Source organism: Streptomyces sp. GESEQ-4, from assembly GCF_017948455.1.
Classification (GTDB): Bacteria; Actinomycetota; Actinomycetes; order Streptomycetales; family Streptomycetaceae; genus Streptomyces.
Genome location: NZ_JAFFSU010000003.1, coordinates 213,891 through 229,170, shown reverse-complemented (window position 1 = coordinate 229,170; position 15,280 = coordinate 213,891). Strand labels below are relative to the sequence as shown.

The following is a 15,280-nucleotide window of genomic DNA, read 5'->3' as shown; positions in this document are numbered from 1 at the left end:
CGGCAAGTCCGCGCACCAGCCCGGAGGCGCGCGCGGCGCCGGGCAGGGCTGACGCGCGTGCTGCCCATCGACGCGGCGGCGCACAGCAGCCGCTGGCGCCGCCGTCACCCTGTGGACAAGGCCGTGCTCGGGCTCGGCCTCACCGTGCTGGCGATCTCGCTGCCGCCGTGGCCGGGCGCGGCCCTGGTGCTGCTGACCGCGCTCGCCGTGCTGCTGGGCCCGGCGGGCGTGCCCGGCCGCAAGTTGTGGCGGGCCTACCGTGTCCCGCTGGGCTTCTGCGTGACCGGCGCGGCCACCTTGCTGGTGCAGGTCGGCGGCCCGGACGGGTTCCTGACCCTGGCCGACGAGGGACCTGTGCGCGCCGGGGAACTGCTGCTGCGTACCTCGGCCGCCTCGCTCGGCGTGCTGCTGTTCGCGTTCACCACACCCATGTCCGATCTGCTGCCCCGCCTGGTGAAGGCGGGGATTCCCGCGCCGGTCGTCGACGTCGCGCTGGTGACGTACCGCATGAGCTTCCTGCTGCTGGACTCGATGCGCCGCATCCGGGAAGCGCAGGCCGCGCGGCTCGGGCACACCACGCGGGCCGCCGCCTGGCGTTCGCTGGCCGGGCTCGGCGCGACCGCGTTCGTGCGGGCCTTCGACCGGGCGACGCGGTTGCAGGCCGGGCTCGCCGGGCGCGGTTACGACGGCACGCTGCGCGTCCTGGTGCCCGAGGCCCGCATCTCCGTCCGCTTCACGGCCGTGAGCCTGGCGCTGCTCGCGACACTGGCCGCCCTCACCCTCGTACTGGAAAGGCCGCTGACATGAGCGACGCCGCCCTCGTCGCCCTGCGGGGCGCGTCCTTCGCCTACGAGGACGGTCCGGACGTGCTCGACGGGCTCGACTTCGAGGTACGTGAGGGGCGTGCGCTCGCGCTGCTCGGGCGCAACGGCACCGGCAAGACGACGTTGATGCGGCTGCTGAGCGGGGGGCTGCGGCCGCACAGCGGGGAGTTGACGCTCGACGGGAAGCGGGTGTCGTACGACCGGAAAGGACTGACGCGGCTGCGGACCACCGTGCAGCTGGTGGTGCAGGACCCGGACGACCAGCTGTTCGCCGCGTCCGTCGCGCAGGACGTGTCGTTCGGGCCGCTGAACCTCGGGCTGCCCGACCCGGACGTGCGGGCGCGAGTGGACGAGGCGCTGGCCGCGCTGGACATCACCGCCCTGGCCGACCGGCCCACGCATCTGCTGTCCTACGGGCAGCGCAAGCGGACGGCGATCGCGGGCGCGGTCGCGATGCGGCCCCGGGTGCTGATCCTGGACGAGCCGACCGCGGGGCTCGACCCCGACGGCCAGGAGCGGCTGCTCGCCACCCTCGGCGCCCTGCGCGCGAGCGGCACCACGGTGGTGATGGCGACGCACGACGTCGATCTCGCCCTGCGCTGGGCCGACGACACGGCGCTGCTCACCCCGTCCGGAGTACGCACCGGTCCGGCCGCCGAGATACTGTCCCGCACCGACCTCCTCCAGCAGGCCGGGCTACGGCTGCCGTGGGGTGTCGCGGCGGCCCAAGTACTCTGCGCGCACGGCCTGTTGGCCACGACGGCAACGGGCCCGCGCACCCCCGAGGAACTAGCCGCGATGGTGGTGGTCTAACCGCACCCGGCGAGCGCCCCGAAGGGGCGCGGGGCTGTATCGATGTGCGGCTCCGCCGCGTGGGCGCGACCAGCCCCCACAGACCCGCACGCGACCGACGGCCCGCGGGGAGGTCCAAGCGGACCCGGCGAAGCCAGATGCGGGACAGCAGCGCCCCGAAGGGGCGCGGGGCTGTATCGATGTGCGGCTCCGCCGCGTGGGCGCGACCAGCCCCCACAGACCCGCACACGCCCGACGACCCGCACCCCCGCGGCGGAACCGCATATGAGGAACCGGTCACAGCAGCGGCGAGGGCAAGGTCACAGCCTGTGGCTCTGCACCTGCTCAAGGGCTCTCGCCTAGCATCCCGAGCATGACAGTCCTGCCCAATGACGGGCTCTCGACGGCCGCCGAGTTCCCCGCCGCGACCCATGAGCAGTGGCAACGCCTCGTGGAGGGCGTCCTGCGCAAGTCTGGCCGGGACGTCACGGGTGCCGCCGCCGAGGACGCCCTCTCCACCGCGCTGGAGGACGGGCTGCGCACCCGGCCCCTGTACACCGCGCTCGACACCGCTCCCGACACCGGTTTCCCGGGTTTCGCCCCGTTCGTCCGGGGTGGTCGCCCGGAGGGGAACACCAAGGGCGGCTGGGACGTACGGCAGCGGCACGCGACAGCCTCCGGCGACCTCGTCCTCGCCGACCTCGAAAACGGTGTCACCTCCCTCTGGCTGGTCGTCGGTGAAGGCGGTTTCCCGGTCTCGTCCCTCCCCCAGGTGCTCGAAGGCGTGTACCTGGACCTCGCGCCCGTCGTCCTGGACGCAGGCAGGGACACCGAGGAGGCCGCAGGCGAACTGCTTCGGCTGTACGAGGAGCGCGGCGTCGCGCACAACGAAGCACGCGGCAATCTGGGTGCCGACCCGCTCGGGTACGAGGCCCGGAGCGGGCAGCAGCTCGACTTCGCGCCAACGGCCGGACTGGCCCGGCGGTGCGCCGAGGAGTATCCGGAACTGCGGGCGCTGACCGTGGACGCGCTGCCGTACCACGAGGCCGGCGGGTCGGCGGCGCAGGAGCTGGGCGCCTCGCTCGCGACCGGTGTCGCCTACCTGCGGGAGCTGACCGCGGCCGGGCTCACCGTCGAACAGGCCTGCGCACAGCTGGAATTCCGCTACGCGGCCACCGCCGACCAGTTCCTGACCATCGCCAAGCTGCGCGCGGCGCGCCGGCTGTGGGCGCGGGTCGCCGAGGTGAGCGGAGGGACCGGCAGGCAGGTGCAGCACGTGGTGACCTCGCCGGTGATGATGTCGCGCCGGGACCCGTGGGTGAACATGCTGCGCACCACGGTCGCCACGCTGGCCGCCGGGGTCGGCGGCGCCGACTCCGTCACCGTGCTGCCCTTCGACCACACGCTCGGCCTGCCGGACGCGTTCGCGCGGCGCATCGCCCGCAACACCTCGACGATCCTCATCGAGGAGTCGCACCTGGCCCGGGTGATCGACCCGGCGGGCGGCTCCTGGTACGTGGAGCGGCTCACCGACGAACTCGCCCACGCGGGCTGGGAGTTCTTCCAGTGGCTGGAGCAGATCGGCGGCCAGGCGGCCGCCCTGCGCTCGGGCCGGCTCGGCGAGAAGCTGGCTCAGACCTGGGAGGCGCGCAGCACGAAGCTCGCCAAGCGGCGCGAACCCATCACCGGCGTCAGCGAGTTCCCGAACCTCGCCGAGAAGCCGGTGCAGCGCGCGTCCGCGCCCGAGCCGCCCTCCGGCGGCCTGCCCCGCGTCCACCGCGACGAGGCGTACGAGGCGCTGCGCGCCCGCTCCGACGCCCACCTCGCGGCGACCGGCACCCGGCCGCGGATCTTCCTCGTCGCGCTCGGCCCCGCCGCCGCCCACACCGCACGGCTCACCTTCGCCGCGAACCTCTTCCAGGCGGGCGGCATCGAACCCGTCACGGAGGGCACGTTCGAGGAGAGCGGCGCCTCTGAGGCCTGCCTCTGCTCCAGCGACACGCTGTACGAGGAGCAGGCGGCGGACACCGCACAGGCTCTGAGGGCAGCGGGCGCCACGCATGTGTTCCTCGCGGGCAAGCCCGGGCAGCACCCCGTCGACGGCTACGTCTTCGCGGGCTGCGACGCCGTAGCCGTACTCTCCGCCACCCTCGACCGCATGGGAGTGTCCTGATGGGAATCCCCGACTTCACCGGGATCGAACTCGGGGAGCCGAGGACCGACGTCGGCGCCGACGAGTGGCGCAAGGCCGCGGGGAGCGACGACGCGTTCTGGGAGACCCCGGAGGGCATCGCGGTCAAGCCGCTCTACACCGGCCGTGACCTGGAGGGCCTCGACTTCCTGCGGACGTACCCGGGCATGGCGCCGTATCTGCGCGGGCCGTACCCGACGATGTACGTCAACCAGCCCTGGACGATCCGTCAGTACGCGGGCTTCTCCACCGCCGAGGAGTCGAACGCCTTCTACCGGCGCAACCTCTCCGCCGGGCAGAAGGGTCTGTCGGTCGCCTTCGACCTGCCGACGCACCGCGGCTACGACAGCGACCACCCGCGGGTGACCGGCGACGTCGGCATGGCGGGCGTGGCCATCGACTCCATCTACGACATGCGGCAGCTCTTCGACGGCATCCCGCTGGACAAGATGACCGTGTCGATGACGATGAACGGCGCCGTGCTGCCGATCCTCGCGCTGTACATCGTGGCGGCGGAGGAACAGGGCGTACCGCCCGAGAAGCTGGCCGGGACCATTCAGAACGACATCCTCAAGGAGTTCATGGTCCGCAACACCTATATCTATCCGCCGAAGCCGTCGATGCGGATCATCTCCGACATCTTCGCCTTCACCTCGCAGCGGATGCCCCGCTACAACTCGATCTCCATCTCCGGCTACCACATCCAGGAGGCGGGTGCGACGGCCGACCTGGAGCTGGCGTACACGCTCGCGGACGGCGTCGAGTACATCCGGGCGGGCCGGGAAGCAGGGCTGGACGTCGACGCGTTCGCGCCGCGGCTCTCCTTCTTCTGGGCGATCGGCATGAACTTCTTCATGGAGGTCGCCAAGCTGCGGGCGGCGCGGCTGCTGTGGGCGAAGCTGGTGTCCCAGTTCGAGCCGAAGAACTCCAAGTCCCTTTCCCTGCGCACCCATTCGCAGACCTCGGGCTGGTCGCTGACGGCGCAGGACGTGTTCAACAACGTCACGCGTACGTGCGTGGAGGCGATGGCGGCGACGCAGGGCCACACGCAGTCGCTGCACACCAACGCCCTCGACGAGGCGCTCGCGCTGCCCACCGACTTCTCGGCGCGCATCGCCCGCAACACACAGCTGCTGATCCAGCAGGAGTCCGGCACGACGCGGGTGATCGACCCCTGGGGCGGCAGCGCCTACGTCGAGAAGCTGACGTACGACCTGGCCCGCCGTGCCTGGCAGCACATCCAGGAGGTCGAGCAGGCGGGCGGCATGGCGCAGGCCATCGACGCGGGCATCCCCAAGCTGCGCGTGGAGGAGGCGGCGGCGCGGACGCAGGCCCGCATCGACTCGGGGCGGCAGCCGGTCATCGGCGTGAACAAGTACCGGGTGGACACCGACGAGCAGATCGACGTGCTCAAGGTCGACAACTCCTCCGTGCGCACCCAGCAGATCGAGAAGCTGCGCCGACTGCGGTCGGAGCGTGATGACATCGCCTGCCAGGACGCGCTGGACGCGCTGACCCGGGCGGCGGCGGGCGAGGGCAACCTGCTGGAGCTGGCGGTGAACGCGGCCCGCGCGATGGCGACCGTCGGGGAGATCTCCGACGCCCTGGAGAAGGTGTACGGGCGGCACGCGAGCCAGATCCGTACGATCTCCGGCGTGTACCGCAACGAAGCCGGCTCCTCCCCGTCCGTCGACCGCACCCGCACCCTCGTCGACTCCTTCGAGGAGGCCGAGGGCCGCCGCCCGCGCATCCTGGTCGCCAAGATGGGCCAGGACGGCCACGACCGCGGCCAGAAAGTGATCGCGACCGCCTTCGCCGACCTCGGCTTCGACGTCGACGTCGGCCCGCTGTTCCAGACGCCCGGCGAGGTGGCCCGCCAGGCGGTGGAGGCGGACGTGCACATCGTGGGCGTCTCGTCGCTGGCCGCCGGGCACCTCACCCTCGTACCGGCGCTGCGCGAGGAGCTGGCGGCGGAGGGCCGGGAGGACATCATGATCGTCGTCGGCGGGGTGATCCCGCCGCAGGACGTGCCGACCCTGCTGGAGATGGGCGCGACGGCCGTGTTCCCGCCCGGGACGGTGATCCCGGACGCGGCCTACGACCTCGTGAAGCGGCTCTCGGCCGACCTCGGGCACCCGCAGTGATCGATCTCGACACGTATGTGAAGGGCGTGCTCGACGGGAAGCGGGCACTCGTCGCACGCGCCATCACGCTCGTCGAGTCGACACGCCCTCAACACCGGGCGCTGGCGCAGGAGTTGCTGACCGAGCTGCTTCCGCACAGCGGCCGGGCCCGGCGGATCGGGATCAGCGGGGTGCCGGGTGTGGGGAAGTCGACGTTCATCGACGCGTTCGGCACGATGCTGACGTCCCTCGGGCACCGGGTCGCGGTGCTCGCCGTCGACCCGTCGTCCACGCGTACGGGCGGCTCGATCCTCGGCGACAAGACGCGAATGGAACGGCTGGCCGTGGACCCGGCGGCCTTCGTCCGCCCCTCCCCCAGCGCGGGCACGCTCGGCGGGGTCGCCAAGGCCACGCGCGAGTCGATGGTGGTGATGGAGGCCGCGGGCTACGACGTGGTGCTGGTCGAGACGGTCGGTGTCGGCCAGTCGGAGACCGCGGTGGCGGGCATGGTCGACTCCTTCCTCCTGCTCACGCTGGCCCGCACCGGCGACCAGTTGCAGGGCATCAAGAAGGGTGTGCTGGAGCTGGCCGACGTCATCGCCGTGAACAAGGCGGACGGGCCGCACGAGCGCGATGCGCGGGCGGCGGCGCGGGAACTGTCGGGGGCGTTGCGGTTGATGCATGGGAAGGACGTGGCCTGGACGCCGCCCGTCTTGCACTGCAGCGCGCGTGAGTCGACCGGCCTGGACACGGTCTGGGAACGCCTTGAGCAGCACCGTGCGTTGTTGGATTCCACCGGCCGCCTTGCCGCCAAGCGGCGTGATCAGCAGGTCGACTGGACGTGGGGCATGGTGCGTGATGAGTTGCTCGGTCGGCTGCATGCGGATCCGGCGGTGCGGTCGGTTGCGCCTGGGCTTGAACAGCAGGTGCGGGATGGGGAGTTGACTGCGACGCTGGCGGCGGAGCGGATTCTCAAGGCCTTCGGAAGGTAGTGCTCTGCGGGTTGGTGGGGGCTGGTCGCGCAGTTCCCCGCGCCCCTATCGGGGCGCGTTCAGGCGGCCTGTGTTGCGAATGCCTGGTATGCCCGGTCGTCGAAGAGGACGAATCTGACCTCCTCGACCTGCGTGTTCGTTGCCCTTACCGTCTCCAGCGCGATCCGGGCCGCGTCCTCCATCGGCCAGCGGTACACGCCCGTGGAGATGGCCGGGAACGCGACGGTGCGGGCACTCAACTCGTCGGCCACCCGCAGGGATTCGCGGTAGCAGGAGGCGAGGAGGGCGGAACGGTCCTCGGTCTGGCTGAAGACGGGACCAACGGTGTGGATCACCCAGCGGGCGTCCAGTTCGCCCGCCGTCGTGGCGACCGCCTGCCCGGTGGGCAGACCCTTGCCGTACTGGGCCGCGCGCAGCGCCCGGCATTCCTCGAGGATGGCGGGGCCGCCGCGGCGGTGGATGGCGCCGTCCACGCCGCCTCCGCCGAGCAGGGAGGAGTTCGCCGCGTTGACGATCGCCTCGGCTGTCTGTCGGGTGATGTCGCCCTGGACGAGGGTGATGGTGGTCATGTCTGCCTCAGCTTCCTCCAGACCGCCTTCGCCGCGTTGTGCCCCGACATGCCGTGGACTCCGGGTCCGGGCGGGGTGGCCGAGGAGCAGATGAAGACGGCCGGGTGGGGCGTGCTGTACGGGAACAGGGACAGCTTGGGCCGCAGCAGGGTCTGGAGTCCGGAGACGGCGCCGGAGGCGATGTCGCCGCCGACGTAGTTGGCGTTGCGGGCGGCCAGCTCGGGCGGGCCGGCGGTCGCGCGGGCGAGGACCCGGTCGCGGAATCCCGGTGCGAAGCGCTCCAGTTGGCGCTCGATGGCGTCGGTGAGGTCGCCGGTCCAGCCGCTGGGGACATGGCCGTACGCCCAGAAGACCTGCTTCCCGGCGGGGGCACGGGTGGGGTCGACGACACTGGGCTGGACGGTGATCATGAACGGTTTGTCGGGTGCCCGGCCCTCCCGGGACGCGGCGTGCAGGGCGGCGCCGATCTCCGCGCTGTCCGCGCCGATCTGCACGGTCCCGGCGGCACGGGCCTCAGGCGCGGTCCACGGCACCGGCCCGTCCAGCGCGTAGTCGACCTTGAAGACTCCGGGGCCGTAGCGAAAGCCCTCGTAGTACCCCCCGAAGCCGGCGATACGGGCCAGGGCGGTGGGTGAGGTGTCGAAGACGTAGGCGCGCGCGGGCGGCAGGTCGTCGAGGCGCTTGACCTCGTAGTCGGTGTGGACGGTGCCGCCGAGGTCCTTCAGATACGAGGTGAGCGCGTCGGAGATCGATTGGGAGCCGCCGCGGGCCACCGGCCAGCCGCGGGCGTGCGCGGCGAGGGCGAAGACCAGGCCGATGCCGCCGGTCAGAATGCCGTTCAGCGGGGCCATGACGTGGGCCACGAGTCCGGCGAACAGCGTCTTCGCGCGTTCGTCGCGGAAGCGGCGGGTCAGCCAGGTCGACGGGGGCAGGCCGACGAGTCCGAAGCGGGCGAGGGTCACCGGGTCCCGGGGCAGCGAGGTGAGCGGCAGGGACATGAAGTCATGGGCGAGCGTGTCCCACCTGGGCAGGAAGGGCTCGACCAGCCTGCGGTAGGTGCCCGCGTCGCGTGGCCCGAACGACGCGGCCGTCTCGGCGACCGACCGGGACAGCACGGCGGCGGTGCCGTCGGTGAAGGGGTGCGCCATGGGCAGCTCGGCGTGCAGCCACTCCAGGCCGTGCCGCTCCAGGGGCATGGCCCGGAACGCCGGTGAGTTGATGCCGAGGGGGTGCGCGGCGGAGCACGGGTCGTGGCGGAAGCCGGGGAGGGTCAGCTCCTCGGTGCGGGCGCCTCCGCCCACGGTGTCGCGGGCCTCGAAGACGGCCACGGAGAAACCGCGCCGGGCCAGCTCCACGGCGGCCGTCAGCCCGTTCGGCCCCGCACCCACCACGACGGCATCGAGCATCGACGGCACCTTCGGACTCCTTTGTCAGCCGATGGCCACTGAAGGATCAGGATATGCCGGGGCACTGACAGTCCTCGCGCCGCGGTGGGGCCGGGCGGGCGTCGGCGGGAGCGGAGCTGGGTCAGGGCGCCGTCATCGGATCCACGGGTACGGCTCGGACAGCAGCTCCACGATCCGGCGGGCCGTGGCCTCGTCGCGCGCCGCGGTGAAGGGCAGCGCGTTGCCGCCCGTGACGCGGAACGGCTTCCCCGAGAGCGTCAGGTGGGCGCCGCCCGCCTCCTCGACCAGCAGCAGGCCCGCCGCGTGATCCCAGGCGGCCTCCCAGGAGAAGGCGACCGCGTCCGACTCGCCGCGGGCGACGGCGAGATACTCCAGTCCCGCCGAGCCGCAGGCGCGCGGGGCGACGCCGTCCGTCCACAGGCTGAGCAGCGCGCGCTTCTGGTCGTCCGTCGTGTAGTCCGGGTGGGAGGTGGCGATGCGGAGGTCCCGGCCTGCGGCGGGAGGACCGGCGTGCAGCCGCTCGCCGTCGAGGAAGGCGCCGCCGCCCCGTACGGCCGTGGCCAGTTGGTCGCGCGCCGGCGCGTAGGTCCAGGAGGCGAGCACCACTCCGCGCCGGGCGAGCGCGACCAGGGTGCAGAAGCCGGAGTCGCCGTGCACGAACTGCCGTGTGCCGTCGACGGGGTCGACGATCCAGACCGGGGCGTCGTCCTGTATCGCCTCGTACGTCGCCGGGTTGGCGTGCACCGCTTCCTCGCCGACCACGACGGAGCCGGGCAGCAGCTTGCCGAGTGCCTCGGTGAGGTACTGCTCGGCCTTGCGGTCGGCGTCCGTGACCAGGTCGTGCGGGCCGCTCTTCTGGTCGACCTCGTGCGCGGCCAGCCGGCGGAAGCGCGGCATGATCTCGGCGGCGGCCGCCTCGCGGACCGCGGCTTCCACGTCGGCGGAGTGATGCGTGAGAAACTCGTCGATGGTTTCGGTGTGCTCGATCATGCCTCCATGAGAGCACGCACCACTGACAATCCCCGCCCGCCCCCTGTACCGCGGGTGGAATCGGGATGAACACCCCTCTTCGGGCGTTCAGCGCCCCACCGCGTACCCCTGCATCCCCCGCGGGTTCGCCGCCGCCGACAGAATTCCGCTCTCCGGATCCCGTGCGACCGCGCACAGCCGCCCCTCCGACCACGGCTCGCCCACGGTCACGTCGTGCCCGCGCCGCCGCAGCTCCTCGACGACCTCCGTGTCCGCCCGGGACTCCACGGTGACGCTGCCCGGGCGCATGCCGCGCGGGTAGAAGGAGCTGGGGAAGCTGTCGTTGTGCCAGTTCGGGGCGTCGATCGCGCCCTGGAGGTCGAGGCCGCCGCGGACCCGGGCGCGTAGGGCGACCGCCAGGAAGAAGTGCAGCTGCCACTGGTCCTGCTGGTCCCCGCCGGGCGTCCCGAACGCCATGACCGGCACCCCGTCGCGCAGCGCGATCGACGGCGTGAGCGTGGTGCGCGGCCGGCGGCCCGGGGTGAGCGAGCCGGGCAGGCCCTCCTCGAGCCAGGTCATCTGCAGCCGGGTACCGAGCGGGAAGCCCAGTTCGGGCACGACGGGGTTGGACTGCAGCCAGCCGCCGCTGGGCGTGGCGGCGACCATGTTGCCCCAGCGGTCGACGACGTCGAGGTGGCAGGTGTCGCCGCGCGTGTGCCCGTCGGCGGCGATATCGGGCAGGCCCGCGAGCTTCTGGACGGTCGGTTCACCGGCGCCCATCGGGTCGAAGCCCGCAGCGTCGGGGGCGACCACGCGCGCGTGCGCACCGAGTCGCGGAGTACGCCCACCCGGACTGCCGGGCCGCAGCTCGTGCGAGGCCTCGTCCCCGACGAGCGCACGCCGGGCCGTGTTGTAGTCCGCCGACAGCAGCTCGTCGAGCGGCACGTCGGCCGCGTCGCCGTACCAGGCCTCCCGGTCGGCCATGGCGAGCTTGCAGCCCTCGATGAGCAGATGGACGTAGTCGGCGGATCCGTAGGGCGGCAGTTCGTCGGGGAGCAGCGCCAACTGCTGGAGCAGGACCGGTCCTTGACTCCAGGGTCCGGCCTTGCAGACGGTCCAGCCGTTCCAGTCGTACGTCGCCGGCGCCTCGTATGTCGCGGACCACCCGGCGAGGTCGGCGGCGGTGAGCGTGCCGGTGTGCCGTTCGCCGCTGGTGTCCATGGTGGGGCGCGCGGACTGCCGTACCAGCGCCTCGGCGATGAACCCGCCGCGCCACACCTCACGCGCCGCCTCGATCCGCGCGTCCCGGTCCCCGGCCCCGGCGATCTCGGCGAGCAACCGCTTCCAGGTGGCCGCGAGAGCGGGATTGCGCAGCAGTGCGCCGGGCCGGGGCGCCTTCCCGCCCGGCAAGTACAGCTCCGCCGACGAGGTCCACTCCGTCTCAAAGAGCTGCCGTACGGTCTCGACGGTGGCGCCGACGTTCTCCACGGGCGCGTGCCCGTGTTCGGCGTACCCGATGGCGTACTTCAGGACGTCGTCCAGGGACTTGGTGCCGTGGTCGCGCAGCAGCAGCATCCAGGCGTCGAAGGCGCCCGGCACCGCGGCGGCCAGCGGTCCCGTGCCGGGTACGAGATCCAGGCCGAGCCCCTTGTAGTGCGCGACCGTCGCGCCGGCGGGGGCGACGCCCTGCCCGCACAGCACCCTTACCTCACCGTCCGCGGGCGCGAGCAGGATCGGCACCTCGCCGGCGGGCCCGTTGAGATGCGGCTCCACGACGTGCAGCACGAAGGCGCCCGCGACAGCGGCGTCATATGCGTTGCCGCCGTCCTCCAGCACGGCCATCGCGGACTGCGAGGCCAGCCAGTGCGTGGAGGACACCATGCCGAAGGTGCCCTGGAGAGTGGGGCGGGTGGTGAACATAGAGCCGAAGGCTACCGATCGCCCTGCGCCCCTTCTTCCCCGCCTCCTGCATGAAGTGGGCGTAGTGGTTTCTTTTGATGCGACAAATTGTCGCAGCAGTGCTACGGTGCTGCTCGTCCGATGCGGAAATCCGCGAGGAGTGACGTGGCACGCGAACAGGCGAGGCAGCAGCAGGCCGTCAAGACCAGGCGAGGCGGACGTAACGCCGTGCGTGCCCGGGTACTGGAGGCGGTCCTGGAACTGGTCGCTGAACACGGTCTGAACGGCGTCCGCTATGACCAGATTGCCGAGCGTGCCGGGGTGCACCGGGCCAGCGTGTACCGCAACTGGCCCTCCGTCGATGAACTCGTCTACGACGCCGTGGCCGGGTATGCCGAGCAGATGAACCCGATCGCCGACACGGGCGACATCCGGGCCGATCTCGTTGAGGTGTTGCTTTCGCTGGAGGCGACCCTGAACAGTCCGATGGGGCAGGTCATCATGCGGGCGATGCACCGGCCAGGACCCGACTTTCCCCGGGTGCAGACCTTCACGGACCAGGTGGTCACCCGGCGTTTGGTGATCCTCCGCGACCGTTTGGACAAGGCCACCCAGCTAGGGCAGTTGCCGGTAGTGGATGCACGTTCCCTCAATGAACTGCTTTCCGGAGCGGTGCACTACCGCCTGGCCTCCGGCCGCAAGGAGCCCTTCACCCGCAGGGACGCCGAGTGGATCGTCGATGTCGTCCTGGGCGGCGTGCGGTCAGCCGAACGGCCCGACTGACCGGCCGACACCGGCGGCCGCCATCGACATCACGGGGCACGCGCTTCTTGGCGTGGCCGACCTGAGAGGAACCCATCCATGAACTACTCCGCGAACCGCAAGGTCCTCATCTCCGGTGCCAGCATCGCCGGCCCGGCCCTGGCCTACTGGCTCACCCGGTACGGCTTCGAGGTCACGGTGGTCGAGAAAGCAGCTGAAATCCGCGGCGGCGGCTACGCCATCGACATCCGCGGCACGGCTCGCGACGTCGTGGACCGTATGGGGCTGCTCCCGCAACTGCGCAAGGCCCACGTCGACACCCGGAAGATCTCCTTCGTGGACCCCGCGGGCGCCCTGATCGCCGCCATCCGCCCCGAGGCCGTCACCGGCGGGCAGGAGGGCCTGGATCTCGAAGTGCGCCGCGGTGACCTGGCGGACGCGCTCTACGCGCCGGTCCGCGACACGGTCGAGTTCCTGTTCAACGATTCCATCGCCACCCTTGAGGATCGCGGGGATCGCGTCGACGTCGCCTTCAACGGCGGCTCCCACCGCACCTTCGACCTGGTGATCGGCGCCGACGGGCTGCACTCCAACACGCGTAGCCTGGTCTTCGGCCCCGAGGCGAAGTTCCACCGCTACCTCGGCTACACCTTCGCAGGCTTCACCCTGTCCAACGACCTCGGCCTCGAACACGAGGCGATGAACTGGAACACTCCGGGGCGAGCTGCGGTCCTCTTCGCTCACGAGCCCAGCGATCGTCTGCACGGCTTCCTCATCTTCGCCCAGGACGAGCCGCCTTTCGACGCCTTCCGCAACCCCGAGGCGCAGCGGGACCTCGTCGCCTCCAAGTTCCCCGAGCAGACCTGGCAGATTCCCGGCCTGGTGGCCGCCATGCGCACCGCCGACGACCTGTTCTTCGACGTCGTCAGCCAGATCCACATGCCCACGTGGTCCAAGGGACGCGTCGCTCTGGTGGGCGATGCCGCCCACGCGACATCGTTCATGTCCGGCCAGGGCTCCAGCGTCTCTCTCGTCAGCGCCTACGTCTTGGCCGGCGAACTGGCCGGCCATGCCGACCACACTGCCGCGTTCGCGGCATACGAGCGCAGGACCCGGGAGTTCGTGGAGAAGAACCAGGCACTGGCCACCACCGGCGGCACCGTCCTCGCCCCACGCACCCAGGAAATACTCGACGCGCGCAACGACGCCCTGCGCAACCCGGCCGCCCTGACCGGAGCCGACCGCGCCGCCAACACCGGCCTGGTCCTCCCCGATTACGGCCATGCCGGGTAAGAGGCCGAGCATCGCTGACGGTGAGACGCCGAATTCGGGTCCGCAGTTATTTCATCGACTTCTCCTGCTCGACGGGGTCGTTGTCGGCGATGACGCCACGGTTGCCGAAGCCGAGCCGCCAAACCCCGCTTCGGACGAACGTCGGCGAGGCCGCGGCGGCATGCGGGGCGGCCTCGCCGAGGTCGGACGGTCAGTGGTCGGCGACGACGCCGGACAGTTCGTTCGTGCTCTTCGGGAGGGTCACGGACGTGACCTTCTCGCCCGATTCGATGTCGACGGCGTGCAGCTTGCGCGTGCCCGGCTCGGAGACGTACGCGGTGTTGTCGCGCACGAAGAGCGTGGGTCGGGCCTGCTGCCAGTCCAGCGGCTCCTGCCACTCGCCCACGACGGGGATCTTCTTGTCCACCTTGCCCGTCTCCGGGTCGATGACGTGAAGCGTGCCGTTCGTGCCGAGCACGAGTGCCTCGCCCCGGGGTCCGCGGCCGAGCGAGCGGAAGGAGTAGCTGGTGCCCAGGTCGACCAGGCGCAGTTTCGCGGTCTCGGTGTTGATGAGGGAGATACGGGTCGGCCGCTCCAGTTCGGCCTCCGGGTCGGTCTTGTAGTCGCCCAGGAGGATGGGCGATACGTCGCTGCCACTCTGGTTGCCGATGCGGCCGTAGTCGTCGGGGGCGTCGATCTTGGTGAACTTGCCGTCCTTGTAGATCAGGATGCCGTCCTCGCAGCCGATGCCGACGGCCTCGCCCTTGGCCGCGGCCTCGCCGTGGACACCGGGGCACTTCTCGTTGCGTTGGAGCTCCTTGTTGTTCTTGTCCAGGACGAGGGCGCCGGTGCGCTTCTCCTCGGTGCCGAGGGTGCTGAGGAGTTCGCCGTTGCTCAGTTCGATGGCGACGCCGTGGTGCGGCTCGGCGGAGGTGTAGGTGCGGCCTTGCGGCTTCTCGCCGCCGGCGAGGTCGTCGGGGTCGAAGACGGTGACCTCGCCGGTGCCGTCGGTGAAGAGCACTGTCTTGTCGGCGTGCCGTACGACGTGCCCGGGCTTGGCGCCCTTGTACTCGACGCCGGTGAAGGTCTGCTCGGCGGCGTTCAGGACGCGGAAGCCGGCGTCGGTGGAGACGACGACATGGGAGTCGTCGCCGGCCGGGTTGACGCGGTTGAAGCCGGGCAGCTCGATCGTGTCGGCCAGCTTGAGGCTCTCGCCGTCCAGGACGTAGAGGCCGCCGTCGAAGGTGGCGACCAGCGGGTCCTTGACCGCTACGGCCTTGGTGCTCGGGGCGTTCTCGGCCTTCGCGTCGGCCGAGGAGCCGTCGTCCCCTCCGCAGGCGGTCAGGACCGCGGAAGCCGCGAGGGCGAGGGCCGTGCCGGTGAAGGCTCTGTTGCGTATCGACTTGTTCACTGGTGTGTTCCTTTCCGGCCCGCGCGTGCGCGGTGTCGGGTGCGGGTGTCTGTCGGCCGGTCGGCCGGTG

At 71.4% G+C, this 15,280-nt stretch carries 12 protein-coding genes; 7 read left to right on the top strand and 5 right to left on the bottom strand.

Annotated features, from left to right (window positions below; genetic code table 11):
* Positions 1 to 57: 57 nt before the first annotated feature.
* The 5 genes from cbiQ (at position 58) to meaB (ending at position 6,922) form a co-directional block, all read left to right on the top strand.
* On the top strand, positions 58 to 807 hold the full coding sequence (gene cbiQ / locus KCH48_RS09230) for a cobalt ECF transporter T component CbiQ (RefSeq protein WP_210571912.1): 750 nt from the start codon (positions 58 to 60) through the stop codon (positions 805 to 807).
* Positions 804 to 1,637 carry an energy-coupling factor ABC transporter ATP-binding protein gene (locus KCH48_RS09225; protein ID WP_210571911.1) on the top strand — a complete coding sequence of 278 codons (834 nt, stop codon included), beginning with the start codon at positions 804 to 806 and terminating at the stop codon, positions 1,635 to 1,637. The genes cbiQ and KCH48_RS09225 overlap by 4 nt, the downstream gene beginning before the upstream one ends.
* Before the next feature lie 352 nt (positions 1,638 to 1,989).
* On the top strand, positions 1,990 to 3,789 hold the full coding sequence (locus KCH48_RS09220; RefSeq protein WP_210571910.1) for a methylmalonyl-CoA mutase family protein: 1,800 nt from the start codon (positions 1,990 to 1,992) through the stop codon (positions 3,787 to 3,789).
* A complete protein-coding gene (gene scpA / locus KCH48_RS09215; protein ID WP_210571909.1) occupies positions 3,789 to 5,951 on the top strand; it encodes a methylmalonyl-CoA mutase in 2,163 nt (720 codons plus the stop codon). The genes KCH48_RS09220 and scpA overlap by 1 nt, the downstream gene beginning before the upstream one ends.
* On the top strand, positions 5,948 to 6,922 hold the full coding sequence (meaB, locus tag KCH48_RS09210) for a methylmalonyl Co-A mutase-associated GTPase MeaB (RefSeq protein WP_210571908.1): 975 nt from the start codon (positions 5,948 to 5,950) through the stop codon (positions 6,920 to 6,922). The genes scpA and meaB overlap by 4 nt, the downstream gene beginning before the upstream one ends.
* 59 nt (positions 6,923 to 6,981) lie before the next feature.
* Here meaB and KCH48_RS09205 read toward each other — a convergent pair whose 3' ends face one another.
* The 4 genes from KCH48_RS09205 to KCH48_RS09190 form a co-directional block, all read right to left on the bottom strand.
* A complete protein-coding gene (locus KCH48_RS09205; RefSeq protein ID WP_210571906.1) occupies positions 6,982 to 7,491 on the bottom strand; it encodes an O-acetyl-ADP-ribose deacetylase in 510 nt (169 codons plus the stop codon).
* Positions 7,488 to 8,897 (bottom strand): NAD(P)/FAD-dependent oxidoreductase, encoded by a 1,410-nt coding sequence (locus KCH48_RS09200; protein ID WP_210571902.1) that lies wholly within the window; start codon positions 8,895 to 8,897, stop codon positions 7,488 to 7,490. Before KCH48_RS09200 ends, KCH48_RS09205 begins: the two co-directional genes overlap by 4 nt.
* A 132-nt stretch (positions 8,898 to 9,029) precedes the next feature.
* Positions 9,030 to 9,887 (bottom strand): inositol monophosphatase family protein, encoded by an 858-nt coding sequence (locus KCH48_RS09195; protein ID WP_210571901.1) that lies wholly within the window; start codon positions 9,885 to 9,887, stop codon positions 9,030 to 9,032.
* Positions 9,888 to 9,974: 87 nt separating this feature from the next.
* Positions 9,975 to 11,786, bottom strand: a complete 1,812-nt coding sequence (locus KCH48_RS09190; RefSeq protein ID WP_210571900.1) for a gamma-glutamyltransferase family protein — start codon at positions 11,784 to 11,786, stop codon at positions 9,975 to 9,977.
* 144 nt (positions 11,787 to 11,930) lie between these two features.
* Between KCH48_RS09190 and KCH48_RS09185 the strand changes: the two genes are divergently transcribed.
* Positions 11,931 to 12,548, top strand: coding sequence for a TetR/AcrR family transcriptional regulator (locus KCH48_RS09185; protein ID WP_210571899.1), 618 nt, complete (start codon positions 11,931 to 11,933; stop codon positions 12,546 to 12,548).
* Between the two features lie 78 nt (positions 12,549 to 12,626).
* The gene (locus KCH48_RS09180; protein WP_210571898.1) at positions 12,627 to 13,820 is read left to right on the top strand and encodes an FAD-dependent monooxygenase; all 1,194 of its coding nucleotides are present in this window, start codon (positions 12,627 to 12,629) and stop codon (positions 13,818 to 13,820) included.
* A 190-nt stretch (positions 13,821 to 14,010) separates the two neighbouring features.
* Here KCH48_RS09180 and aztD read toward each other — a convergent pair whose 3' ends face one another.
* A complete protein-coding gene (gene aztD / locus KCH48_RS09175; protein WP_210571897.1) occupies positions 14,011 to 15,210 on the bottom strand; it encodes a zinc metallochaperone AztD in 1,200 nt (399 codons plus the stop codon).
* Positions 15,211 to 15,280 lie beyond the last annotated feature (70 nt).

What these genes read in the sequence shown, in the direction of transcription:
- KCH48_RS09225 (WP_210571911.1), top strand. Translation starts at nt 804, where the DNA reads ATGAGCGACGCCGCCCTCGTCGCCCTGCGGGGCGCGTCCTTCGCCTAC.
- KCH48_RS09220 (WP_210571910.1), top strand. Translation starts at nt 1,990, where the DNA reads ATGACAGTCCTGCCCAATGACGGGCTCTCGACGGCCGCCGAGTTCCCC.
- scpA (WP_210571909.1), top strand. Translation starts at nt 3,789, where the DNA reads ATGGGAATCCCCGACTTCACCGGGATCGAACTCGGGGAGCCGAGGACC.
- KCH48_RS09205 (WP_210571906.1), bottom strand. Translation starts at nt 7,491, where the DNA reads ATGACCACCATCACCCTCGTCCAGGGCGACATCACCCGACAGACAGCC.
- KCH48_RS09200 (WP_210571902.1), bottom strand. Translation starts at nt 8,897, where the DNA reads ATGCTCGATGCCGTCGTGGTGGGTGCGGGGCCGAACGGGCTGACGGCC.
- KCH48_RS09195 (WP_210571901.1), bottom strand. Translation starts at nt 9,887, where the DNA reads ATGATCGAGCACACCGAAACCATCGACGAGTTTCTCACGCATCACTCC.
- KCH48_RS09190 (WP_210571900.1), bottom strand. Translation starts at nt 11,786, where the DNA reads ATGTTCACCACCCGCCCCACTCTCCAGGGCACCTTCGGCATGGTGTCC.
- KCH48_RS09180 (WP_210571898.1), top strand. Translation starts at nt 12,627, where the DNA reads ATGAACTACTCCGCGAACCGCAAGGTCCTCATCTCCGGTGCCAGCATC.